Origin of the sequence: Cochlodiniinecator piscidefendens (genome assembly GCF_011326755.1) — a bacterium.
Taxonomy (GTDB): Bacteria; Pseudomonadota; Alphaproteobacteria; order Rhodobacterales; family Rhodobacteraceae; genus Cochlodiniinecator; species Cochlodiniinecator piscidefendens.
This window is the reverse complement of the sequence record NZ_JAAOIE010000008.1, coordinates 81,932-105,651: the sequence shown is the minus strand read 5'-3', so window position 1 is coordinate 105,651 and position 23,720 is coordinate 81,932. Positions and strand designations below refer to the sequence as shown.

At 53.0% G+C, this 23,720-nt stretch carries 19 protein-coding genes and 1 pseudogene; 3 read left to right on the top strand and 17 right to left on the bottom strand.

The genetic code is table 11. The annotated features are described in order from the left end of the window. From G9C99_RS16315 to lpdA, 6 genes and pseudogenes are all read right to left on the bottom strand, one after another. Positions 1 to 90, bottom strand: a pseudogene (locus tag G9C99_RS16315) (glycine cleavage system protein H); the annotation flags it as partial. Between the two features lie 17 nt (positions 91 to 107). Then, positions 108 to 1,205, bottom strand: a complete 1,098-nt coding sequence (gene gcvT, locus G9C99_RS16310) for a glycine cleavage system aminomethyltransferase GcvT (RefSeq protein WP_166418587.1) — start codon at positions 1,203 to 1,205, stop codon at positions 108 to 110. A 21-nt stretch (positions 1,206 to 1,226) separates the two neighbouring features. Further along, complete coding sequence (locus G9C99_RS16305; protein ID WP_166418586.1) at positions 1,227 to 1,640, bottom strand: universal stress protein; 414 nt, start codon at positions 1,638 to 1,640, stop codon at positions 1,227 to 1,229. A gap of 67 nt (positions 1,641 to 1,707) precedes the next feature. Then, positions 1,708 to 3,075: an alanine/glycine:cation symporter family protein gene (locus G9C99_RS16300; protein ID WP_166418585.1), complete on the bottom strand. Its 1,368-nt coding sequence runs from the start codon at positions 3,073 to 3,075 to the stop codon at positions 1,708 to 1,710. A 28-nt stretch (positions 3,076 to 3,103) separates the two neighbouring features. Beyond that, positions 3,104 to 4,066, bottom strand: coding sequence for a lipoyl synthase (gene lipA, locus G9C99_RS16295; protein WP_166418584.1), 963 nt, complete (start codon positions 4,064 to 4,066; stop codon positions 3,104 to 3,106). A 13-nt stretch (positions 4,067 to 4,079) separates the two neighbouring features. After that, positions 4,080 to 5,474 carry a dihydrolipoyl dehydrogenase gene (gene lpdA, locus G9C99_RS16290; protein ID WP_166418583.1) on the bottom strand — a complete coding sequence of 465 codons (1,395 nt, stop codon included), beginning with the start codon at positions 5,472 to 5,474 and terminating at the stop codon, positions 4,080 to 4,082. 170 nt (positions 5,475 to 5,644) lie between these two features. Here lpdA and G9C99_RS16285 point away from each other — a divergent pair, with 170 nt between their 5' ends. After that, entirely contained in the window at positions 5,645 to 6,265 is a 621-nt protein-coding gene (locus G9C99_RS16285) for a helix-turn-helix domain-containing protein (protein ID WP_166418582.1), read from the top strand. A 47-nt stretch (positions 6,266 to 6,312) separates the two neighbouring features. Here G9C99_RS16285 and G9C99_RS16280 read toward each other — a convergent pair whose 3' ends face one another. Next, complete coding sequence (locus tag G9C99_RS16280) at positions 6,313 to 6,567, bottom strand: TFIIB-type zinc ribbon-containing protein (protein ID WP_166418598.1); 255 nt, start codon at positions 6,565 to 6,567, stop codon at positions 6,313 to 6,315. A 374-nt stretch (positions 6,568 to 6,941) separates the two neighbouring features. Here G9C99_RS16280 and G9C99_RS16275 point away from each other — a divergent pair, with 374 nt between their 5' ends. Then, positions 6,942 to 7,643, top strand: coding sequence for a trypsin-like serine peptidase (locus G9C99_RS16275; protein WP_166418581.1), 702 nt, complete (start codon positions 6,942 to 6,944; stop codon positions 7,641 to 7,643). A 66-nt stretch (positions 7,644 to 7,709) separates the two neighbouring features. On the opposite strand, the gene G9C99_RS16270 is transcribed toward G9C99_RS16275, so the two are convergent. The 7 genes from G9C99_RS16270 to G9C99_RS16240 all read right to left on the bottom strand — a co-directional run bounded on the left by G9C99_RS16270 (position 7,710) and on the right by G9C99_RS16240 (position 19,609). After that, on the bottom strand, positions 7,710 to 8,090 hold the full coding sequence (locus tag G9C99_RS16270; protein WP_166418580.1) for a GFA family protein: 381 nt from the start codon (positions 8,088 to 8,090) through the stop codon (positions 7,710 to 7,712). Between the two features lie 21 nt (positions 8,091 to 8,111). Further along, positions 8,112 to 9,281: an HlyD family type I secretion periplasmic adaptor subunit gene (locus G9C99_RS16265; RefSeq protein WP_166418579.1), complete on the bottom strand. Its 1,170-nt coding sequence runs from the start codon at positions 9,279 to 9,281 to the stop codon at positions 8,112 to 8,114. 4 nt (positions 9,282 to 9,285) lie between these two features. Beyond that, positions 9,286 to 11,541 carry an ATP-binding cassette domain-containing protein gene (locus tag G9C99_RS16260; protein ID WP_407926026.1) on the bottom strand — a complete coding sequence of 752 codons (2,256 nt, stop codon included), beginning with the start codon at positions 11,539 to 11,541 and terminating at the stop codon, positions 9,286 to 9,288. 317 nt (positions 11,542 to 11,858) lie between these two features. Next, on the bottom strand, positions 11,859 to 13,181 hold the full coding sequence (locus G9C99_RS16255) for a TolC family protein (protein ID WP_231704105.1): 1,323 nt from the start codon (positions 13,179 to 13,181) through the stop codon (positions 11,859 to 11,861). A 72-nt stretch (positions 13,182 to 13,253) separates the two neighbouring features. Further along, positions 13,254 to 16,925 carry an Ig-like domain-containing protein gene (locus G9C99_RS16250; RefSeq protein ID WP_166418578.1) on the bottom strand — a complete coding sequence of 1,224 codons (3,672 nt, stop codon included), beginning with the start codon at positions 16,923 to 16,925 and terminating at the stop codon, positions 13,254 to 13,256. 321 nt (positions 16,926 to 17,246) lie between these two features. Further along, complete coding sequence (locus tag G9C99_RS16245; RefSeq protein WP_166418577.1) at positions 17,247 to 18,308, bottom strand: ParB N-terminal domain-containing protein; 1,062 nt, start codon at positions 18,306 to 18,308, stop codon at positions 17,247 to 17,249. Continuing rightward, positions 18,305 to 19,609, bottom strand: coding sequence for an AAA family ATPase (locus G9C99_RS16240; RefSeq protein WP_166418576.1), 1,305 nt, complete (start codon positions 19,607 to 19,609; stop codon positions 18,305 to 18,307). The genes G9C99_RS16245 and G9C99_RS16240 overlap by 4 nt, the downstream gene beginning before the upstream one ends. A gap of 509 nt (positions 19,610 to 20,118) precedes the next feature. Here G9C99_RS16240 and G9C99_RS16235 point away from each other — a divergent pair. After that, a complete protein-coding gene (locus G9C99_RS16235) occupies positions 20,119 to 20,805 on the top strand; it encodes a hypothetical protein (protein WP_166418575.1) in 687 nt (228 codons plus the stop codon). A gap of 73 nt (positions 20,806 to 20,878) precedes the next feature. On the opposite strand, the gene G9C99_RS16230 is transcribed toward G9C99_RS16235, so the two are convergent. Genes G9C99_RS16230 through G9C99_RS16220 form a run of 3 tightly spaced genes read right to left on the bottom strand, consistent with a single transcriptional unit; the run spans position 20,879 to position 23,720 of the window. Further along, a complete protein-coding gene (locus G9C99_RS16230; RefSeq protein WP_166418574.1) occupies positions 20,879 to 21,853 on the bottom strand; it encodes an ABC transporter ATP-binding protein in 975 nt (324 codons plus the stop codon). After that, entirely contained in the window at positions 21,850 to 22,884 is a 1,035-nt protein-coding gene (locus G9C99_RS16225; RefSeq protein WP_168713335.1) for a Gfo/Idh/MocA family protein, read from the bottom strand. The genes G9C99_RS16230 and G9C99_RS16225 overlap by 4 nt, the downstream gene beginning before the upstream one ends. Next, the gene (locus tag G9C99_RS16220; RefSeq protein ID WP_166418573.1) at positions 22,881 to 23,720 is read right to left on the bottom strand and encodes a carbohydrate ABC transporter permease; all 840 of its coding nucleotides are present in this window, start codon (positions 23,718 to 23,720) and stop codon (positions 22,881 to 22,883) included. Before G9C99_RS16220 ends, G9C99_RS16225 begins: the two co-directional genes overlap by 4 nt.

Below are 23,720 nucleotides of genomic sequence, written 5' to 3'. Positions count from 1 at the left end.
TTGCTCAGCCGCATGCGCCGTAATTCCAACCGTCGCAATATCACCCTCAACTGAAACCCACTCATGATCCTCTGAATAATAGATTCCCATTACTATATCTCCCTAGCTCAACGCTTGTAGTTTTGCTGCACGAAGGGCAGCGATACGATTTCGGCAGGCTGGGCCTTGCCGCGAATGATAAGATTGATTTGCTCGCCCGGTTCACCATGACCCGCGCTCACATAGCCCATTGCAACCGGGCCGCCCACTGTCGGGCCAAAGCCGCCAGACGTGATCGCACCGATAGTGTTGCCATTGGAACATTGGATTTCAACGCCTGAACGCGCAGGTGCACGACCAGATGGTTTGATCCCAACAAGTTTGCGTGACGCACCCTCGGCCAGTTCTTTTTGGATGCGTGCCGCACCCGGGAACCCACCGTTTTCACGACGGCTTTTCTGCATGGCCCAAACCAATGACGCCTCAACCGGGCTTGTGTCATTGTCGATATCGTTGCCATACAAACACAGGCCAGCCTCTAGGCGCAGACTGTCGCGTGCACCCAAACCGGCTGCTTCGCAGTCTTCATGCGCAAGGAACGCTTTGGTGATTTCAACGGCGCGGTCTTCTGGGATGGAAATTTCATAACCATCTTCGCCAGTGTAGCCCAGACGTGAAATCCGGCATTCCGCACCCAAGATGTCACCCACCATGGTTTGCATGAATGTCATGTCCGCCACAGCCGGGCAAAGTGCTGCCACAACGCCTTCGGCTTTGGGGCCTTGAACCGCAATCAACGCACGATCAAAGATTTCGGTAACTTCGACGCCTTCAAGATTATCGCGCATATGCGGAATATCCTGATGACGCATGGAGGCATTCACAACCACGAACAGATGATCACCCGCGTTTGAAACGATCAAGTCATCCATGATGCCGCCGTTTTCGTTGGTAAAGAACGTGTAACGCGCTTTGCCCTCTTTCACGGTTGTCATCGCAGATGGCACCAATGCCTCAAGTTTCTGAGCCACATTTTCGCCACGCAAGATCACTTGCCCCATATGAGACACGTCAAACAAAGCTGCGCGTTCACGACATTGGGCATGTTCACCCATAATACCAAGTGGGTAGTTCACCGGCATCATCCAGCCTGCAAAATCGACCATCTTGCCACCCAACTCTACGTGTAAATCGTAGAGAGGTGTATGTTTAGGAGTATCTGTCATTGTTGACATACCTTTCTTAATTCAGTCGCGTACAACCATAACCGTACAATGCGCATTTCTGACAACGCGGGCAAGGTTCGGACCGATTTCGTAGTTTGGGAAGTCACCCTTGGCCGATGCCATAACGATCAAATCATAACCGTCTTTGTGGGCGAGCTTTAGAATTTCGCGATAAACGCTACCTTCTTCGATATGAACAGGCACGTCATTTGCACCACCATCTGCAAGGATCGCGCGGATTTTCTCTGCAACATGTTCCTTGGCACCAGCACCATAATTGGCAGGCAGGTTTGGCAATTGGATGATCTCGGGAATGACCGAAACCGCGTGTAGCTCCGCGCCGTAAAACTTGGCCTGCTCCAATGCGACGGGCAGTGCCTTTTTCCACGATTGGGCGTCACTATGATCTACGGGGAACAAAATTTTAGTCGCCATCTGTCATCTCCTGAGACATTGAATTTCTGGAGTGGAGGCCCGAATAAACGGGCCTCCGTTGTTCTTATTATTCTGCTGGTGTTCCAGATTCAGACTTACCGCCGGACGCAAAGAATTCGCGTGTCAGTTTAAAGACGATCGGGCTAAGCAGAGCCAAAGCGATCAAGTTCGGGATCGCCATCATAGCGTTCAGCGTATCGGCCAAGAGCCAGATAAAGCCGAGATCAGCTGTCGCACCGAAGTAAATCGCAACAACCCACAAGACGCGGTAAGGCATCAGCGCTTTCGCACCAAAGAAGAAGCCTACGCATTTTTCGCCGTAGAAAGACCAACCCAAAATAGTGGTGAAGGCAAAGATCGACAGTGAAATTGCGATGATGTACCCACCGATACCCGGCAGAGACATTTCAAACGCAAGTGATGTCAAAGCAGCACCAGATTCACCCGATGTCCAAGCACCAGAGGCGATGATCGCAAGACCAGTGATCGAACAAACGATGATGGTATCAATGAAGGTACCCAACATCGCGATCAAACCTTGGTTGACCGGACCAGCAGTCGATGCTGCTGCGTGCGCGATAGGCGCTGAACCCAGACCAGCCTCGTTTGAGAACACACCACGTGCCACACCGAAACGGATCGCAGCCCAAACAGCCGCACCAGCAAAGCCGCCTTCAGCAGCGGATGGTGTGAATGCATGTGTGAACACAAGGCTAAGCGCAGAACCAACAGAACCGATATTGATCAAAAGAACCAAAAGGCCTGCGATAATATAAGCAACCGCCATGAACGGAACCAATTTACCAGCGACAGAACCGATGCGGCTGATGCCACCCAGAATAACGCCTGCTGTGAGAACCATCAGAACGATACCGGTTACGGCTGTTGGAACACCAAAGTTAGAGTTGATAACCGCAGCAACACCGTTCGCCTGAACGCCGTTGCCGATGCCGAATGCCGCAATCGCGCCAAACAAAGCAAACGCAGGTGCCAACCAGTACCAACCAGAAGACAGACCGTTTTTGATGTAGTACATCGGGCCACCAACAAAGTTGCCCAATTCATCTTGTTCACGGTATTTCACCGCAAGAACAGCCTCAGCATATTTGGTTGCCATACCGACAAGCGCGGTCATCCACATCCAGAACAGCGCACCAGGGCCACCTAGGAATACAGCCGTTGCAACACCAGCAATGTTACCGGTACCGATGGTCGCGGACAATGATGTCATCAGCGCGTTGAACGGGCTGATTTGGCCTTCGCCGCTATCTTCGCGACCTTTAAAGAGCAGGCTAAAGCCCGTTCCCAATTTCATGATAGGCATAAATTTCAGCCCAGCTTGTAGGAAAAACCCCACACCGAGAATAAGAACCAGCATCACTGGTCCCCACACGATTGAGTTAATCTGCCCTACTAGATTGGTAAGCGCTTCCATGGTTTCCCTCCCTGTTTGCGTTTTCCGATTAGATCGTCAGTTCGTTTGCTGCCCTATTGGACAACGCCTTTTTCCGCGCGTCTTTCAACGCTGCGAAATCCTCATCCGCGTGAAAAGAAGACCGCGTAAGCGGTGTTGCTGACACGCCTAAAAATCCCTTAGCGCGGGCTGCTATCTCAAGCTTTTCAAACTCCTCAGGGGTCCAAAAACGATCAATAGCGTGGTGTTTTGCGGTGGGCTGCAGATATTGCCCAACTGTTAGAAAATCGACATTGGCGGCGCGCAGATCATCCATGACCTGTTTGACCTCTTCCAAACTTTCACCAAGCCCAACCATGAGACCGGATTTCGTAAAAATTTCAGGATTGGCGCGCTTTGCATCATCCAATAAGCGCAACGATTGATAGTAACGCGCACCCGGACGCACCGTCGTATAAAGACGCGGCACAGTTTCAAGATTGTGATTGAACACATCCGGTGCAGCGTCATAAACGATTTGGCCGGCGTCCCCTTTGCCCAGAAAATCCGGCGTCAGAACCTCAATCGTGGTGTCAGGTGTTTGGTGGCGCACAGCGCGAATGGTTTGCGCGATATGATCCGCACCGCCATCCGCCAAGTCATCACGGTCCACTGATGTGATCACAACGTGACGCAATCCCAGCTTTTTGACCGCAGCCGCAACCCGACCCGGTTCAAACGCATCCAGAGCATCCGGTTTACCCGTTGAAACATTGCAAAACGTACAACCCCGCGTACAGGTTTCGCCCATGATCATCATAGTCGCGTGACGCTTAGACCAACATTCACCAATGTTTGGGCAGGCTGCCTCTTCGCATACAGTAGACAGATTATTGTCACGCATGATGCGGCGGGTTTCATAGTATTCGTTTGATTCAATCTTTTTCAGTCGAATCCAGCTCGGTTTGCGCGGGATCGCAGTGTCGGCCTTGTGGGCTTTTTCCGGGTGGCGTGGACGCAGCTGGATGGTCATATCTGGCAACCCCTTACGCGTGGATCGCGCGGTTGAGCGCATCAAGACAGGCTTCTTTCACCGCTTCGCCCATTGCAGGGTGGGCGTGGCATGTGCGTGCGACCTCTTCAACAGTGGCGCCTTTGACCATCGCCAGAACCAGTTCAGCGATCAAATCACCACCATGAGCCCCAACAATATGCGCGCCTAAGATCTTGCCAGAAGGGTCTGCCAGAACTTTGACCATCCCATCGGTTTCGCCAATAGAACGCGCGCGGGAATTCGCCATAAAGCTGAATTTACCGACGATGTAATCCACACCGCTTTCTTTCAGTGCCTCTTCTGGTAAACCGACAGAGGCAACTTCGGGGTCTGTGTAAACCACACCCGGCACAGTGTTATAATCAACATGGCCGTGTTCACCCGCTAAGGTTTCAACACAGGCAACGCCGTCTTCTTCTGCTTTGTGCGCAAGCATCGGGCCGGGGATACAGTCGCCAATCGCATAAACGCCAGCAACGGAAGTTTGGAAGTTTTCGTCAACTTCGATAAACCCGCGACCATTGACGTTCACGCCAAGCGCCTCAAGCCCAAGACCATTGATCACCGGGCGACGCCCAATCGCGACCAAAACTTTGTCCGCAACCAATTCTTCTTTTTTATCTTTGCCAACACGTTCAAGTGCCAGTGTTAGACCATCTTCGCCTTTTTCAACGCCCAGAACTTTGCGCCCCAAAGAAAACTTCAAACCGCGTTTGCTCAGCGCACGTTGTGATAGTTTTGCGATCTCGCCGTCCATCCCCGGTAGGATACGATCCAGATATTCAACCACGGTCACTTGGGCGCCAAGGCGTGACCAGACTTGGCCTAACTCAAGCCCAATCACGCCGGCGCCGATCACCACCATGCGCTTTGGAACCTCTTCCAAAGACAAAGCGCCGGTGCTGCTCAGCACGTCCACCTCGTCCGTCACCACACCAGGGAGCGGCGTTGGTTCAGAACCGGTGGCAACAAGAATGTTTTTTGCAGATAATGATAAATCACCATCTTCAGTTTTGACGGAAACAGTGCCAGCAGCCGGGATAGACCCCCAGCCCTGCACATACTCAACGCCATTTTTCTTAAAGAGAAATTCGATGCCTTTGGTCAGATCGGCAACGATCTTTTCCTTACGGCCCATCATGCCGCTCACATCAAGCCAAACACCATCAACAGAAATCCCGTGCCCCGCCAGATGAGAAAGCTCCGCGAATTTAGCCGAAGACGTCAGCAAAGCCTTTGACGGAATACAACCAACGTTCAGACAAGTGCCCCCTAAGGCCCCTCGCCCTTCCACGCAGGCCACTTTTAGACCCAACTGCGCAGCACGAATTGACGCAACATATCCGCCCGGACCACCGCCAATCACTACGAGATCATATTCAGCCATCGGATTTCTCCCTATTGCGACGCTATTTCAACTGGAATCGCCATTAAGTTTCCTCTGTGTTTCCTTTAGTGGAATTTTCCATCCATAGCAACAAAAACAAACATCAAGGAAATTTGACTGAAATTTGAGAATGCACTAGATTGTGCTAACCAACAGAAAGCGAACGAAAAATGATCATTGAACATCCCGAGGACGAAGCGCTCGGCGCAGAAATTTCCAAGGCCGCACCGGATTTGGCCGAACTAGGACAGATGGTGCGCGAGGCGCGAAAGCGTCAGGGATGGACACTAGAGGAAACAGGACAGCGTGCAGGAATCGGCCGCTCGACCCTCTCAAAAATCGAAAACAACCAGACAAAACCAAGCTTCGATATCATCCGAAGACTGACAGAGGCGCTCCAGCTTGAGACACCTAATCTGTTCTTACAATCTGGGAAATCAGATATCTCGGGACGCCGTGATGTCACGCGCAATGGGCAAGGTGAACGCAAATCCACGCAAACCTATTCGCATGAATTGCTCTGCACCGAGTTAACCAGTAAAAGCATGGTGCCTTACATCAGCCAGATCAAAGCACGCGACATTTCGGAATTTGGGGATTGGATTCGTCACCGTGGCGAGGAATTCATGTTTGTCCTCAGTGGCGATGTCACACTTTATACAGAACACTATCGCCCACTTAATCTTAGCGCCGGGGATTCAGTATATTATGACAGTGGCATGGGGCACGGCTGTATCTCAATCAGCGAAGAAGACGCCATGGTGCTGTGGGTCTCTCTCGAAACCACATAGATCATTTGTGGCCCGGCCGTAAATCAGCCGGGCAAACAGGCTTCGATTTAGAAGTCGAAAAGCTCGCTTAAAAAGCTCTCACGCTTTTTCTTTTTACGGGGGCGATCATCGTCCCTATAGCGGTCGTCGCGCGGCGCATCATACTTAGAGGCCGCTGGTGCCTGTTGGACAACGCTGCGTTCGATGATTTTATCCAACTCACCGCGATCAAGCCAAACACCGCGGCATTGTGGGCAATAATCGATTTCAACACCATTTCGGTCAGACATGACCAATTGCGTTCCGTCTAACGGGCACTGCATATGTTTTCTCATCCTTCTATATCTATCGCTGTTTATATAGGTGCGCATTTCCATCGAACAAGACACCGGAATCATCCCAAAGACACGATCTTCAGATGATTAATCAAATGGGGAAACGAATCCGTTCTTTCCCCTGAAACAGGTCTCATTCGTCGCGTAGCCTGCCCCAATCAAGATTGATTCAGTGACGGTTTTCCCACCAAAAACAACAAATCTTAATTGCTCTGATTTTTTTCACCGGCACGATACCCCAATAAAATAAGGCGCATTTTCTAAGGACACGAACAACCCTTACGATTGCCTTAACGTCGCAGTTTTTTGCCGCATTTCGGCCTCACCTTTCATCGAACACTGATCAGACCGATGGAGGAAACATGCGAGTTATATTATTTATCATAGCGCTTTGCTTCGGCACCAACGCCGTAGCCCAAAGCCAACCGTCAACCGTCACTCAGTCTGATCGCTGGGGGGCCGTCGGCCGACTGAACATTGCCGGAAACAGTATGTGTACCGGCACATTGATTGCCACAGACATTGTTCTGACCGCCGCGCATTGTATGTACAATCAGCGCACCGGCCGACGTGTTGACCCGACACAGATCGAATTTCAGGCTGGGCTTCACAATGGCCGCGCCATTGCGACCCGCGGAATTCTTGCCGCCGTCATTCACCCCGACTATGACCACCGCACCCGTGGTGAATCTCAGATCGGGAATGATCTCGCGGTGCTGCGTTTGCGTTCACCGATTGATCACGGAACAATCGAACCCTTCCTCACCGACACCCGCCCCAACGCCGGGGATCGGCTCGGTGTTATTTCCTACGCCCAAGGCCGCTCGGAGTCTGCCAGCATCCAGCAGCCATGCCAAATTTTAGCCAGCCGTCACGATACGCTTGTGATGTCATGCGAGGTTGAATTTGGCGCCTCAGGTGCCCCTGTGTTTCTGTTCAGCGCAGGGGCCCGCCCGAGATTGGTATCCGTGATTTCCGCCAAAGCCGAAGTCAACAATCGCGCGGTTTCAATTGGTACAACACTAGAGGGTCAATTGACTCAAATGCTCAGAGAAGCGGGCTAACCCCCACCCCGTTTTCTCCGTCAAAGGCCAATGTTCAGAAATGGACATTGGCCTTTTTTATTTTGATCACTGCTGATTTTGCGGCAAGCCATCGGTGATGTCGTAATAATCATCTTTGTTCGCCACAAAGATATGCATCTTTAGCTTGGTCTTGGTTGGGGTATCAAACGCGCCCATCGAAATGCCAATCCAGTCTAGGTGCGGCGGGTCGAAAAACAACGTTGATCCACAGGTCGAACAAAAGCCGCGCCGTACCCTTTCGGAAGAGTGATACCAGCTTAGCGCTTCCGCCCCCTCAATCGTCAAGGCAGAGCGCGCGACATCAGTGGACACTTCAAAATGCCCCGTATGCTTACGACAGTTGGTGCAATGGCACGCACTTGGATCAGAGAGATCACCCGCGACCGAAAACCGTACAGCCCCGCAAAGGCATGAACCCATTTTCATATCTTATCCTTTCAAACGGCCTTACGGCTCGCGAAAGGCTTCTTGTGATTTATAAAGCGGTTTCAGAAGATACTGCAAAACGGTTTTGGACCCGGTTTGCAGTTCGACCTGTGCGCGCATACCAGGGCGGATTTCGATTTCCTGCTGGCGCTGCGTAAACGCAGAGGTATCCACGCGCACCGTCACCCGATAATAGGGCTCAGCATTTGGGTTGCGTTCATCTTCAAACGTGTCTGCCGAAATAAAATCAACCGTCCCCTGAAGCGTACCGTAAATCGTGTAATCATACGCTGTCAGTTTAATTGATGCCGTTTGCCCGGCCTCAACACTTGCGATGTTTTCCGGGCGCACGCGGGCCTCAACAAACAGTTCTTCGCCCAAGGGGGTGATTTGAAAAATCTCCTCGCCCGGGCGCACAACGCCGCCAATCGTCGTGACAGATAGGCTGTTGACGATCCCCCGCAATGGGCTGGTGATAACGGTGCGTTCCAACTGGTCCGTGGCCAGTCGCAAGTTTTGCCGCAGTGATGTCAGATCCTGAAGCACCTGCGAATATTCCTGCGCGCGGTCCAGCTCTGATTGCGTCGAAAGTTCATTATACCGGATTTCCGCATCGCTAAACGCTTTGCGTGCGCGGTTGACTTCGATCAGCGCCACGATTTCGCGCGAAAACATATCTTCCATCATCCGCAACTCTTCGCGGGTTTGGTCCAGAATGTCGCGCGCGCCATCGCGGCGGCTGGCGTAATCGGTTTGACGCGCATTCAACAACGTCCGTTCAGACGCATAAATCGCAGGCGACCGGGCCGCCAACGCATCCGGGGCTTCAAAATCAAACGCGCCAGATAATTCCGCCTCAAGCCGCAATTGTTTGATTTCCAACGTGTCGATCTGATCCTGCAAATCATCCACCGCCGTCTGAAACTGCGTGCCATACAACCGCGCAAGAACCTGACCCGCCTCAACAATATCGCCCTGCTGCACCGTCAATTCCGCAAGAATACCACCTTCGAGGTTTTGAATGATTTGTGACCGTGATGACGAAACGATCTCGCCCTCCGCACGCACGATTTCATCCACCCATGCAAAGGCCGCCCAGATGATAAACACCAGAACTGCAACCGCAGACAGTCGGATAATTGTGCTTGGCCCTTTGAGGGAGCTGTCGATTGGAACATCCATCATCGCCATTGTGCTATCCCTTTTTCCCGTCGGTCTGCGCGAGATGCGCCATCACCTGATCGCGCGGCCCATCCACAACCATACGTCCGGCCTGCAAAATCATCGTGCGTTCCGTGAGCGCCAAAATCGGCATCCGGTGCGTCGCAATTACCGAGGTACGCCCTTTTAGCCATTCACCCAGACGCGCAACCAATGCAGTTTCCAACGCCTGATCCAACGCCGCTGTTGGTTCATCCAACAGCACAATCTTTGGGTCCTGCAACCAAAGCCGCGCCCAACCGATAGATTGACGCTGCCCAATCGAAAGCCCATCGCCCCCGTCGCGGATTTCCAGATCCAGCCCTTTATGGTGGGCGCGCACAAACGGGCCTAAACCGGCAAAATCCAGTGCGTCTAGCAGGCGTTTGTCGTCGCGTTCCAACAGGTTGAGGTTCAGGTTCTCGCGCAGCGATCCCGCAAACAGGCGCACGTCTTGCGACAAATACCCGATCCCGCGGCGTAAATCTTTGGGATCGATTTGCAGCATATCAACACCGTCGATCAGCACGCGACCTTTGGTCGGCCCATAAAGACCGGATAGCAATTTCAGCAGCGTTGATTTGCCAGACCCATTGGCACCAAGCACGGCCAAACTCTGACCCGCCGGAATAGCAATTGCAGGCAACTCAAGCGTTGGCGCGCCATCCTCATCATAGCGAAACTCTGTTTCGCGCAGCTCAAATTCACCATCAAAATTTTCGCGGCGCAGATAGGTGCGGTCTGCTTCTTTTTCTTGCGGAGCCTCGGCAATCGCCTCCAGCCCATCCAACGCATTTTTAACGTTGCTCCAACGGGCCATTGTTCCGGTCAATTGCGTCAACGGGGCCAAGGTGCGACTGGTCAAAATGCCCGTCGCGATAATTGTGCCCACGGTAAATTCACCCGCAAACACCAGATACGTCCCGATCACCACCGCCATTACATAAGTGGCCTGCTGCACACCCTGCGACCAAAGGGTCAGCATCGACGATAACTTGCGCTGCTCGGCTGAGGTGTGGGAGGCGAGAACATTCAACTCTTCCCACAGGCGTTCAATGCGTTCTTCGCCGCGTTGCGTTTTTACCGTGTCATGTTCCATGATCACTTCGTGCAACAACCGCCCGGCTTTGGCGCTTGCGCCTTGGGTTTGGCGCGTCAGATCAATCATCTTTTTCTGCATGAAGTAGCCCGGCAGCACCATCAAGATACCGCCAAGAACCAACAGCCACACCAGATTGCCCGCAATCGACGAAACCAGCAGCAAGAACACCAGAATATAAGGCACATCCGCGATGGTCGAAATCGTTGAGGATGTAAAGAATTCGCGGACAGACCCAAATTCGCGCATCACCGCAAACAGACCCGATGGTGGCATGGGTTTGCGATCTGACCGCATGCCCAAAATGCGCTGCATTAGCCGTTGCTGAACCGACAATTCCAATTGCCGCCCCGCCCCATCCATCAGGCGCGACCGCGCAAATTTCAGGAGCCCCTCAAGCCCGATGGCCAAGAACGCACCAATCGCCAACACCCAAAGCGTTGCTTCGGATTGGTGTGGAATAACCCGGTCATAGACCTGCAAAGAAAACAAAGCCACCGCAACCGCCAACAGGTTCGCGATGAACGATCCCAGCATGATTTCTGAGATATGGCGTTTATAGCGTGGGAATTCGCCCCAGAACCAATGATTGCGGTTCAAGAAAGGAACGTGCTTTTCCGCCACCTGACTAATATTGGTTTTGGCCGCAATCACTGTGCCACTAAACACCGGGGCAAAATCGCTGACCGGAACTTCGGTTCGGTTGTCACTATTGGTTTGGTCATAGACGGTTAAGACGTCTTCAACCTGTCCAAGCACCAAAACACATTGACCGTTGACCATCAAAGCCAACCCCGGCCATGACTCTGGATCAAGCTTAGCGTTTTCGTGAATTTCAGGCGTCACGCCAACCGCTTGCAACCCAGCCGCCAGCGCATTTGACGACACATCATCCGGCGCATTGACCAGCATCGACTCCGCAATATCAGACGCCGACGCTTCGATCCCACGCAATGACGCATAAATCGACAGCAAATCCGCCCGATGCACAACCCGCGCTGTTGCCTCATCAGCAGGTGTTTCTGGTTCTACTTCGACTGCCTTTGCCACAGGTGCAGGCACAGAAACCGGTTCAATTTTTGCAATTGGCGCGGGCTGCTCTATCGCTTTTTCAACGACCGGGGCTGCAACCTCGGCCTTTGGCACCTCAATAGGTTGCGGCGCGGGGGCAACTTCGGCTTGCACAGGCTTTGGCGTTGCCTCGGCCTTGGCTTGTTCAAACGCCCGATCGCGGAATTTCGCTTTGACCTTTTCGCGCAGCGCATCCAGATCCGGGTTTGCCGGTTTTGGTTTTGGTTCAGGCTCTTTTTTGACCGCAGGCGGGATCGCCAATAAAGGTGCTGCTTTTTTCGGCTTTGGTTTATCCGTCACCACAATAGAAACCGGTTTTTTCTCCGGTTCCGCAGGTGTTGGGGTCGCCGGGCGTGCAGGCCCACCGATAGAAATTGAAATCGGCTTTTTGACGGCGGTCAAATCGCATCTCCGTCAGCCAATATGCCTGCATCGCGGGCCATTTCCATCTGGATCAGCAGAACTTCGTACTTTGCATCCACATGTGCCTGTTCACGCTGCACCAGTTGTTCATAGATGCTGACCACATCCAAAACAGACCGTTGCCCCGCCTGAAACTGATCTTGGAACAGGCGGAAGGTGCCGCGACTTTCGCGGACCAGCATTTCGGCCTCGCTCTCTTGGCGGCGATAACTGGCCAACCGTTGCTCAAGCCGACTTTGACTGCGGCGCGCGGTTTCGCGGGCCTCATTCACACGGCGATCGGCGGTTTCGCGGCTGGCCTCAATCGCGCGTAAACTTGCACCGGTTCCAAAACCAATGCCCTGTTCACTGCTTGCGGTTAGGCCGCCGGTTGTGCCGTCACCCGTCACATTGGCCGAGGCTGTCAAACCCGGCAAAAGCCCGGCCCGATCAATCGTCGCCTGTGCAACGGTGCGGGTTGCTTCGGCCTGTGCGCGCAAAACGGAAAGGTTCGTTTGCCCCTCAACCGAAAAGGCCCCCTGCCCCGCGCCTGCGCCCGTGAAATCCTGCCCGGTCATCGCATAGAGTTCAGCGCGCGCGGTTTGCGCCGCTTCTTGAGCTGAGGACTGTGCAGACCGCATATCGTTAAGTTTGGATTCAATCACCCGGCGATCCGCCTGATCCGAAACACCGCCCTCAATACGGCCAATCACAATGCGTTCAAATTCATACATCCGCGTCAAAGCACGCGCGCTGATCGCTGCCTTTTCTTCGGATTTCTGCCCGGTGATAAAAAGCGACAGCGCGGTAAACACACGCCCGTTCAAATCTTCCGACAGATTGACCGCTGCCACCTCAACATCCGCAGCGGCAAATGCACGTTCCGCACGCCGCCGTCCATTGTCGAACAAAACCTGTTCAATCAAAATGCTGCTTACGATTTCGCCAAGACTGGTCAGACTGATATTTGGCCCCAAGGTTGGCAACCAATTGCGAGACGTCGCCTCAGCGCGCAAACGTGCGCTATGCAATTCCGCCGCAGACGCGCGTGAATCAGCATCAAGCGCCCCATCCGCTACAGTTGCAAAAGCACTGCCACTGGTCAGAACGCTTTGACGTGCCAATAGCGCGTCGATGATCTCAGAGCGGTTTTCACCCTCTTCTTCTTGTTCAAATGTGCTGGCTTGGCGGCTGACCTCTTCGGTCTCTGTTTCGCGCCCCTGCCCTAGCCCAAACGGCATTCCGTCGGGCAATGCGTCCATGCACCCTGTTAGGGCCGTCATGGCGACGAATAGTACTGCTAGATTTACCTGCCTCATGCGCGCACCCTTTCTTTGTACGAAGGATATTGTTCGGGGGCAGATGTGAAACCACCCTGCCCCCGGCGCTGTTTAGATAATAACGTTGATGTCTTGTTCGACAACCAAAGTCGCCCCATCAGAACCGATGGTGTAGACGTCGTAGGATTGGCCATCAATCTGACGAACTTCAAGCGTACGGGTTGCACCCGCAACAGTCAGTGTATCGTCATTTCCGCCATGCACCATCAAGGTGTCAGACGAACCTGACATTTCCATGATCTGGTTTTCGGTCAGAACCAAATTAGCCTGATCCGCGTAATCCAGATTGATCGCACCAATATCAAAGTTAGACAAACCGGCATTGTTCAACGTGTTGGCGTTTGTTGCGTTATCTTCGAGAACCAACAAAGTGCCAGATCTGTTGCCCGCAGCATCCTCAGATGAAATCACCAAATGCGTGCCATCCGGAACGGGTGAGTTAAAGGTAAACTGCGTACCCAGATTGCCGAGTGACGATTGGGTAAAGGTTGGGTTTTCAACCGTACCATTGGCGTTCAGCTGGCTTACTGAGAAGGCATCAGAAGAACTGTCCACAACGATCCCGCCGACAGTCGCCCCAAAGAAGGTAACAGCCTCAACATCAGGTGTGTCAATCGCGGTATCTACGGCAAAGGTATCGCTGATGCTGCGGCTGTTGCCCGCTGCATCTGTTGCGGTCACAGTTGCTGTTGCTGTGTAGGTGCCTTCGGGAATGTCTGTGGCCGCAAAGGTCACAGTCCAGTTGCCGTTGCCGTCAACAGTCGCGGTACGATCTACACCTTGAACGTTCACAACCACGGTTGAACCCGGCTCCGTCACACCGTTCAGGGTCACACCATCTGCGCGCTCTGCCGCATTCACAACATCGTCGCCTTCGGTGGTGGTGCCCATGGTCAATGCGTTCACACCGGTATCAACACGCACATTATCGGTCAGCGTGCTAACGTTACCCGCCGCATCTGTTGCCGTTGCCGTGATGGCCGCGTCATATTCACCCGCTGGAATATCACCTGCGTTATAGGTCACAGTCCAGTTGCCGTTGGCATCCACAGTTGCAGATTTCGTGACAGACCCAACCTGAACCAAAACAGTTGAACCTGGTTCCGTTGTACCGGTTATGGTCACGCCTGCGTTGGCTTCAGCTGCGTTGATCACATCATCCCCCGCGATTGACGCGGTATTGGCTGTGTAGTTGGTGACTTCGGTATCAACCTGAACGCTGTCGGTCACAGTACGTGTGTTGCCCGCGTCATCTGTGATGGTCGCAGTAATCGGCGCAGTGTAAGTGCCCGGTGTGATTTCACCCGCAGCAAAATTTGAGCTCCAGTTACCATTGGCGTCAGCAAGCGCTGTATGCGTCACAGTTCCCAATTGCACGGTCACAGTCAGACCCGGTGTCGCTGTACCATTGATCATCACACCGTCTGCGCTTTCGACAGCGTTGATGGTGTCGTCAATTTCGATAGGCAACGTTGACAAAGCAACTTCGCCAACAACCGTATCCACACGAATGGCCGTCGTCGCGGTAGAGCTGTTGCCAGCCGCGTCAGTCGCAACTGCAACAACGGTTGTGTCATATTCACCGCCTGGCAAAGACCCGGCTGCAAATGTCGCAGTCCAGTTGCCATTGGCATCGACAACCGCTGTGCGGGTGACAGAACCGATAGAAACTTCAACACTTGCGCCCGCTTCAGCAACACCGTTCAACACGATGTCAGTCGCAGATTCAGCCGCATTGATGATGCTATCGCCGCCAGCATGATTTGTGCCGATGGAAACAGATGTTTCCGTGTCCACATGAACCGACCCGTTTGCAGTGCTGGTGTTACCCGCAAGATCTGTTGCAACCGCAGTGATCGCCGCATCATATGTGCCTGCTGGAATTTCAGTCGCGGTAAAGTTCGCGGACCAGTTCCCATCGCTATCAGCCGTCACAGTATGTGAAACACCCTGAAGCGTCACAACAACAGATGAACCTGCTTCGGCCAGACCTGTAAGCGTCACACCATCAGACTGTTCAACCGCGTTGATCACGTTGTCGATTTCGATGTTAGAGTTCACAGAAACGGTCGCCTCTGTATCAATCCGAACAGAACCTTCCGCCGTGGTCACGTTGCCAGCCGCATCCGTTGCAACCGCAGTGATGGTCGCATCATATGTCCCCGCGGGGACTTCGGACGCGGTGAAGTTTGCAGTCCAGTTGCCATCAGCATCTGCGATCACGGTGTGTGAAACGCCCTGCAATGTCACAACAACACTTGAACCTGCCTCAGCAACACCGTTCAGAACCACACCGTCAGATTGCTCTGCTGCGTTGACGATATTGTCGCCCTCAATGTTTCCACCAAGCGATACGTTGCCTTCGGTATCGACATGCACAACTTGGGACACAGAGCTGCTGTTGCCAACCGCATCAAATGTGGTGACGCTGACTGTGGTGTCATATGTGCCGCCGGCCAGTGTTGTTGCTTCAAAGCTAACAGACCATGTGCCGTTTTCGCTGATCACCACTTCGCGGGTTTCGCCGTTCAGTTCGATAACCGCGCGCGCGCCTGCCTCGCCTGTACCTTCGATGACGATACCATCAGACAGTTCAGAACCATTAATTGTGTTGTCGCCTTCGATGGTTGAGATTTCAGCAACCGGAGCAACCGTATCCACAACCAATGTATCGGTCACAGTGCGGCTGTTACCGCGCACGTCCGTTGTGGTGATGGTCACGTCAGAAGTATATTCGCCAGTCGTAATTTCACTGGTTTCAAAGTTCACTGACCATGAACCGCCTTCGCCAACAACAACGCTGTGCGATGTGCCTTGGATTTCTACAACAACCGTTGAACCCACTTCGCCGGTACCGGAAATGGTTGCGCCGCTTGCGTGGCCAACAGCATTAATATTATCGCCAACAGAACCGGTGCCAGTTTCAACAACAACTTCTGGTGCGGTTGTATCAAAGTCTAGGCTTGGCCCAACCAAGGTTGTGGTTTCACCTTCGGGTGTGGTGACAACGACTTCAGCCGTATAAACGCCATCCTCAGGGAATGGGTCAAAGGTAACTTTCCAGTTTCCGCTGTCGTCAATCACAACTGTTTCGGTCACACCGCCAACAGTTACAGCAACAGAATGCCCAGGTTCACCGGTACCAGAAACAGTTGGTGTTTCTGTGGATGTTCCGCCAATCACCAGATCGCCACCGTTTACGGTTGGAACAGCAACACTGTCACCACCGCCACCGATCAGCGCGCCGCCAACAACAGCAGCACCCGCAGCGCCCGCAATACCAACGCCGCCAAAACCACCAAGCAATGGCGCGACCAAAGGTGCAACAACTGGTTCAATGCGTTCGATATCAAGGAACACGAGATCATCGTATTCAGACCACTTACCCGCGATATCATGGGTATTGTATTGTGCGAACAAACCACCATTGCCGTCTTCGACCAGTGTGACTTCGATCAGTTCGCCGTTCTCGCTGAGGAATAAGCTCTTATCGCCCGTCACCCCTTCGGAGTAGAAGTTCTCTAGAATAATAACTTCGCCACTTAGCAAAACCACACGAAGGTCTTGGCCTGCGCGTTCATACCCTGACACGTCACTTGGACTGAGATTCAGAGAAACGTCTTTGCTAACTGCTGTGAAAATTGATGTTTGTTCCGCACCCGTAGACGCACCACTATAGGAAACGCCCGCGTTATCGCGGATTGTGTAATCCACTGTAATCATTATGTACCGCTCTATGTTTTTGTCGGATTTATATCCGGTTATCTTTCGTATTCCATAAAACTATTTTGGAATCTCGGCTAGTAATTTTTTTGGTTACCGCCACAAAATGTGGGTATTTTTCAACATATTGTGTCAAATTTGCGCCAAAAGTAGGGCAAACCCTACCTTTGAGGCTAAGTCAAAACGCCAAAATTCATCAGAGGATACCCTTTTTTGCGTAAAAACGAGTATTTTGCGTCGATTTCTCCAAAAAATTACATATTCTGTTTTATTTTCAAATACTTAGGTAAAAAGAAAGGGGAAATCCCCCTCCCCTTTTCTTTACTCAGCGTCAAGTGCGTCAAAAAATGCCGCCACGGCTTCTTGTAGTTTCAGGCGATCAAGGTCAGAAAAATCGCGATCCATCCGCAATTCGATCCGACCATCCGCCGCAGCACAGCGCACCGTCCCGGCGGGGACATCATAACGAAACGTGGTTTTCGCCGTTGATTTCGGCGCGGCAGGTGTTTTCGGTTTTGCACTTGGGTTGGCCAATTCACGCAGCACCGCCAATTCAGATGGTTCTGTTGTCGCCATCGCCGCGCCCAACGCATTAGACATTGCCGCAGCAGCGCCCGGTTCCGACGCAAGCCGTTTTTCCAATTGCAAACCAAGCGCGCGTGGAATGGCCTCTGCGAATTTTAGCTTGTGACCAATCGCATCCAGCAGCGTTACAAAATGCCGGATATAGCTGCGCTTTTGACGGGACGCCGAACCAAACAAATGCGCCACCGCCGCCTCGACACTATCGCAATCCGTGTCGCTGTCATCGCGGTACGCCCGCGCGAGCTCGGCCATCTCGGCAAATGAAATGTCACGCCGCACGAGGTTCTCATCCACCATGCGCCGATACAGAACTTCTAACGCCTCGCCTTTCGCGGTCAGGCCTGCTGGGATTTTGGCGAATGCCTCATCCCCGGTTTCCGCATAAAGTTCGCGGTAAGCAGACAGACGCCGAAAGCCTTGGATCAACTCAAAGCCATCTTCAGACTGTTCCACCCGGATCGGATTTGACAGGCCCACGCTTTGAATGGATTGCTTCAGCTCATCCAAATCATCGTCGCGCCCATCTTTGCGGTCGCGGGTTAGCTTTTCTGTTTTGATGTCATGGACCGAAATCAGATCATTGATCAGCCCGGCCTTTTTCAGGCGCACATGTTCATGGGCCAAGGCGTCATTTTCGGCACGTATCTGAGCCTCGGCAGATTGACGTTCGCGCATCGCGTCGGCGTTTTCACCAATGGCGGATGCCATCGGTCCCCGCCGGGACTCGGGTTTTGTGGTGTCCTGAACGACGGGTTCGTCGCTGGGAAAATCAATATCGAAAACGCGGCGCTTACTCATTGCTCATCCTCCAGATTATCCCACGCGGTCAACAGATGGGATTTGAATTCATCATACGCCCCATCAAAAGACGTCCGCGCCCGACGCCAGGTTTCGCGCGTCATATCGCGGTAATCAATTTCGTAAATCGAACTTAGGAACCGTCCAGATTGTTCAACAGCGCGGGTCAGCTCAATGGGGTTTTGCGCCACTCTATCGCCAAAAACCTTTTCAAACGCAGAACGCATCGCACGGTGCAAATCGTTGTTCGGTTCGTAACGCGTCAACAAAAACCGCACGTCGTGAAACACCTTTGGCAGGTTCATTGTCCCCGCGGGGACAACATTGGCAAAGCGCGACAGATCCTCCAACGCTTCGGCCAACTGACCGATAAATGACGTGGTTGAATCGTATTCCCAATACCCCGGCCCCGAGGGGACATATAAAACATCCGCCGCGAAAACCGCGTTCATAGATTGGTAGCCAATCGCGGGTGGGCAATCAAAAAGGATAAGGTCATAGGCATCATCCGGGATGCTATCAAGATACCGAGACACCGCCGCAAAGAACGACCATTCTGGGTTAAGGTGACGATACTGCGCAGAGGCAAATTCAACAAACGCGGCGTTGGCGCAGCTTGGGATCAGATCAATCGTCGGCCAAGAGGTCGGTTTGATAAAGTCATTCACTCGCAAACCGGCCAAACCCATATCAGTGATGGAACTGGGCAATTGGCGTTGGGGCAGAGCGGCACCGCTTTCAGCCCCTTGGGTTGCGGAATTCATCCGCTCTGTTTCATGAATAAGGTCGCGCGCCATAACCCCCCAAACGGTGTATTCCTCGGCCACATCAAACAGGCCCATCGAATGCGACAGCGTTGCCTGCGGGTCAAAATCCACACACAACACACGGTACCCATCCAATGCGGCGGCGTGGGCGAAATGCAGGGCGACCGTCGATTTGCCAGCACCCCCTTTGAAGTTCGCAATCGCGGCGCGGATCGCGCGTTTACCTGCTGGGCGTTCGGGCATCAGGGATTTACGGTTCACCTTTAGACGGCGGCGCAGTTCGTTGATTTCCTCAAGCGAATACCAGCGCTGGCGACCATCTTCCTCAACCTGCCCCTGAGGCAACGACGGATCAGCCGCAAGACGCCCCCGGAGTGTGGATTGATTGACCTTAAAGATCAGCTCACCCACTTCCCAACTGGAAAAGCGGCGCAAGGTTTTGGCCAACTCAGGGGAGAAGGTTTGTTGGCGGATCCATCCTTGCATCTTTAAGGACTGTGCCTGCATCTGCGCGAGGTCTTCGTGATTAAACATCTGCTTTGCTCTCTTATAGAACGCTAATTACTGCTCAACCCTGATTTACGCTGTATTTGCAAAAAAAGCAAAAGCGAATATTCTAAATATGAAAATAACATGTCCCCACGGGGACAGCCTTAATTTTATGGCGCTGAGCGATTCGGCCAGCCGGATCAAAGGCCACAGCGGCGATATAGCGTCCGCCACCCTATATTGGGGGACAGTTTTAGAGCCTCCACAACAGAATGGGGGACAAAAATACGCAAATAGGGGCCATACTGTCTGTCCCCCTATACCTATTAATACCCTTTTTCTTTTTTTGAATGAGAGAAGGATAAAAGGTAAACCACCAAAACCCTTGACAGAATCGACGCATTGGACGCAAATCAGTGGCAGAGAGCAAAGAACGTTGCGTTTGCCGGGAATTCAGCAATAATAGGCCATAAGGCCAATCCAGCGAAGACCGGAACAGATTCGCCCAGAACCATTCAGGGCGGATCAACAGGCAACGTAGTATGAGGGCAGTGATGCTACAACCAAGGGCAACAGGGCGCAGTGCCTCTGCGCGCAAGTATGATCTTTTGACGGCGATGGGGTCTTATGCCTTAGCGCAGGCCAAAGGTCCGCAACGGTTGGTGTTGCGATTGATGACTCTCATCACTGCAAGATACAATTGGGGACGGGATGAGCTGTGTGTCGGGCAACGCGAAATCGCGCAACTCTGGTCTGTCGATGAACGCACGGTCAAACGTGAAATGGCAAAACTGCGGGCGATGGGCTGGCTTGTTGTGCGACGGCAGGGCGCGCGGGGACGTGTCACACAATACAGCATTGATATCGAAGCTATCCTGAAAACCACGCAACCGCAGTGGGCCGCTGTTGGGCCTGATTTTGTGTTACGGATGGAACAGGGCGATGCCCCTGATCCTAAGGTCGTGCCACTACCGATGTCTGGTAGTGTTGCGCCACCTGATCTCAGCGATGGCAGTGAATGGGCACTGGCGCAGGCTGTGTTGCATCAAGAGGACCCGGCGTTGTTCGGGGCCTGGGCGCGATCCTTGGTGCGTCAGGATAGGGCAGGGGGGCGCTTGACCCTATGCGCGCCAAGCAGGTTCCATGCGGCGTATGTGGAAACCCACCTAAAGGATCGTATTCTAGCGCTGTGCCATTCCGTGGATTCAGAAGTATCTGAAATCAGGATCACCCACGCCTAATCCCCCTCTGTCCCTGCGGGGACAAAGTTGAATTTTGCGGTTTTTTGAAAAATACGCTTTTAGGATTTCGCGTTTATATGCGTTCACCTGCGGCGTTGAACATAAACTGATTGGCAGCATCCCAGGTTAAATGAACCGCTTCGCCAACTGCGATGTTGTGCTGACCAAAGAAACGCACTGTGATGGGTTCGTCATGCTCTGTTACTAGAATGGCGTTTGTTTCCCCGCCTAAGCGTTCCACATGCGTTACGCGCGCGCTAAGGCCCGTTTCCGCCAGTTGAATATGTTCCGGGCGAATGCCAAGGGAGTTTTCACCGTGGCGCAGAAAATTCATTGACGGCGCCCCAAGGAACCCCGCTACGAATTGATTGGCAGGGTTGTTATAAAGTTCCATCGGCGCGCCGACTTGTTCAACCTGTCCATCCCGCAGCACAACGATTTTATCCGCGAGGGTCATCGCCTCTGTCTGGTCGTGGGTCACATAGATCATCGAGGCCGCCAATTGACGGTGCAGGTTGGCGATTTCGATACGGGTGTTCATGCGCAACGCAGCGTCGAGATTGGACAGTGGCTCATCAAATAAAAACAGATCCGGTTTACGCACTATGGCGCGTCCAATGGCAACCCGCTGACGTTGACCGCCGGACAATTCCGATGGGCGACGATCTAGATATTCAGTGAGCGACAGCATCCTCGCCGCTTCGCCAACGCGTTTGATGATTTCGTCTTTCGGGGTCTTTTCCTGTTTCAGGCCAAGCCCCATGTTCCCGGCAACTGACAGATGCGGATAAAGCGCGTAGGATTGAAACACCATCGCAATGCCGCGTTTGGCAGGTGGGATAGCGTTGACCATGCGCTCACCGATTTGCACGGTACCTTTGGTTGCATCCTCTAGCCCGGCAATGACCCGCAGCAGGGTGGATTTCCCGCAACCCGACGGGCCGACAAATACGACAAATTCCCCGTCCTCAACTGTGAGGTTGATGTTCTTTAGGACTTCGACCTCGCCAAAGGATTTACAAACGTTGTCTAAGATAAGGGCGGTCATTTTGGCTCTCCGGTCAGGTCAATCGCGCGGCCGGTGCGAATGCTTTCATCCGCAGCAAGGCAGATGCGCAGCGATTGCACGGCGTCATTCATGTGGCGCGTCAGGTCGATGTCGTGGGCGATGGCGTGCAGGATATAGGCCTGTTCGGTATCGCAAAGGGTTTGGTGGCCGGGTTCGTCCGGCATGTCAATTTGGGTGTCACCAGAGGGGCGATGCACAAGAATACCGCCAACGCGGGTGTGCCCATCAACATCGTCTGAGGCCCCTTTGTTCCCGTCCGTTATGGAAACCGCGCCATTTGGGCTGATGATGTCTTTGACGAAAAAAGCGGTTTCAGACATCATCGGTCCCCAGCCTGCCTCATACCAGCCGACGGAGTTATCATCAAATGTCACCTGAAACTGGCCGTAGTTATACATATCCGGTGCGATTTCGTCAGACAGACGCAGGCCCATTCCATTAACACGTATAGGTTGAGCATCGGTAATTTGGCACATGACATCCACGTAATGCACACCGCAATCCACAATGGGGGAGGTGGTCTGCATCAGCGCTTTGTGGGTTTCCCAGGTGGGGCCGTCTGATTGCTGGTTCAGATTCAGGCGAAACACATAAGGGCCACCCAGATCACGAGCCTCAGCAATCAGGCGTTGCCAGCTGGGATGATGGCGCAGGATATAGCCAATCACCAGTTTTTTGCCGGTTTCAATCGCGCAATCGACGACCCGAACGGCATCTGTGACCGTGGTTGCCAAAGGCTTTTCCACGAAAACATGCGCACCGGATTGCATCGCCGCAATGGCGAAATCAGCGTGGCTGTCGGAATAGGTGGCAACAACAACAAGGTCAGGTTTTGTTTCGGCCAGTGCGGCGTGAAAATCGGTAAACACCGGGTAGGATTGCAGGTCGGGATGATCCACCTCGCCAGAACGGTTTACCAACCCAACGATTTGGACCTCTGCGTGATGATGATGGGCGAGCGCATGGGACAACCCCATATTGCCAAGCCCGGCGATAAGAACACGTATCATTTCACCGCCCCCGATGTGATACCCCGGATCAACTGACGCGAAAATAGGGTATAAAGGATGATCACCGGGATGATGGCAAGGCCAAGCGCGGCAAGAACTGCGTTCCAATTGGTCACGTATTGCCCAATGAAGACTTGCGATCCTAGCGTAAGCGTTTTGACCGATTCAGCCGGCGCAAGGATGAGCGGAAACCATAGGTCATTCCAGATCGGGATCATGTTAAACACGGCCACCGTCGCCATGGCGGGGCGCATCAGCGGCAGCACCAGTTTGAAAAAGATCGTGTATTCATTCAGCCCGTCAATGCGGCCAGCGTTCTTTAGGTCGTCGGACACTTGTTGCATAAATTCGCTGAGAATAAACACCGCGAGCGGCAGACCTTGGGCTGTATAAACGAGGATCAGTGCCATTAGCGTATTCACCAGCCCGGTTTGCACCATCAAATCCAAAATAGCGACGGTGCCGATGCGGATCGGGATCATGATCCCAAGCGCAAGGTAGAGGCCCATCACCGTATTGCCTTTGAACCGATATTCCGCGAGCGCAAAGGCGGCCATTGCGCCAAACAGCAGGATGAAAAACAGCGACACGACCGTGACGACAAAAGAGTTCTGGAAATATTGCAGAAAGTCGCCTTGGTTCAGGACGGTTTGATAGCCTTCCCAGGTAAAACTATCAGCGTTGGGCAGGGCAAGTGGTTCGCGAAAAATCGCGCGGCGGGTTTTGAAGCTATTGATCAGAATGACAAAAACCGGAAACAATGCGATCACGACATAGGTGATCAAAACAGCATGAACGGCGATTTTGCGGCTGAGGGCGGTGCGGGCAGAATTCAT

Coding starts and splice junctions, on each gene's coding strand:
- gcvT (WP_166418587.1), bottom strand. CDS start 1,205: ATGACAGATACTCCTAAACATACACCTCTCTACGATTTACACGTAGAG.
- G9C99_RS16305 (WP_166418586.1), bottom strand. CDS start 1,640: ATGGCGACTAAAATTTTGTTCCCCGTAGATCATAGTGACGCCCAATCG.
- G9C99_RS16300 (WP_166418585.1), bottom strand. CDS start 3,075: ATGGAAGCGCTTACCAATCTAGTAGGGCAGATTAACTCAATCGTGTGG.
- lipA (WP_166418584.1), bottom strand. CDS start 4,066: ATGACCATCCAGCTGCGTCCACGCCACCCGGAAAAAGCCCACAAGGCC.
- lpdA (WP_166418583.1), bottom strand. CDS start 5,474: ATGGCTGAATATGATCTCGTAGTGATTGGCGGTGGTCCGGGCGGATAT.
- G9C99_RS16285 (WP_166418582.1), top strand. CDS start 5,645: ATGATCATTGAACATCCCGAGGACGAAGCGCTCGGCGCAGAAATTTCC.
- G9C99_RS16280 (WP_166418598.1), bottom strand. CDS start 6,567: ATGCAGTGCCCGTTAGACGGAACGCAATTGGTCATGTCTGACCGAAAT.
- G9C99_RS16275 (WP_166418581.1), top strand. CDS start 6,942: ATGCGAGTTATATTATTTATCATAGCGCTTTGCTTCGGCACCAACGCC.
- G9C99_RS16270 (WP_166418580.1), bottom strand. CDS start 8,090: ATGAAAATGGGTTCATGCCTTTGCGGGGCTGTACGGTTTTCGGTCGCG.
- G9C99_RS16265 (WP_166418579.1), bottom strand. CDS start 9,281: ATGGCGATGATGGATGTTCCAATCGACAGCTCCCTCAAAGGGCCAAGC.
- G9C99_RS16255 (WP_231704105.1), bottom strand. CDS start 13,181: ATGAGGCAGGTAAATCTAGCAGTACTATTCGTCGCCATGACGGCCCTA.
- G9C99_RS16250 (WP_166418578.1), bottom strand. CDS start 16,925: ATGATTACAGTGGATTACACAATCCGCGATAACGCGGGCGTTTCCTAT.
- G9C99_RS16245 (WP_166418577.1), bottom strand. CDS start 18,308: ATGAGTAAGCGCCGCGTTTTCGATATTGATTTTCCCAGCGACGAACCC.
- G9C99_RS16240 (WP_166418576.1), bottom strand. CDS start 19,609: ATGTTTAATCACGAAGACCTCGCGCAGATGCAGGCACAGTCCTTAAAG.
- G9C99_RS16235 (WP_166418575.1), top strand. CDS start 20,119: ATGCTACAACCAAGGGCAACAGGGCGCAGTGCCTCTGCGCGCAAGTAT.
- G9C99_RS16230 (WP_166418574.1), bottom strand. CDS start 21,853: ATGACCGCCCTTATCTTAGACAACGTTTGTAAATCCTTTGGCGAGGTC.
- G9C99_RS16225 (WP_168713335.1), bottom strand. CDS start 22,884: ATGATACGTGTTCTTATCGCCGGGCTTGGCAATATGGGGTTGTCCCAT.
- G9C99_RS16220 (WP_166418573.1), bottom strand. CDS start 23,720: ATGAATTCTGCCCGCACCGCCCTCAGCCGCAAAATCGCCGTTCATGCT.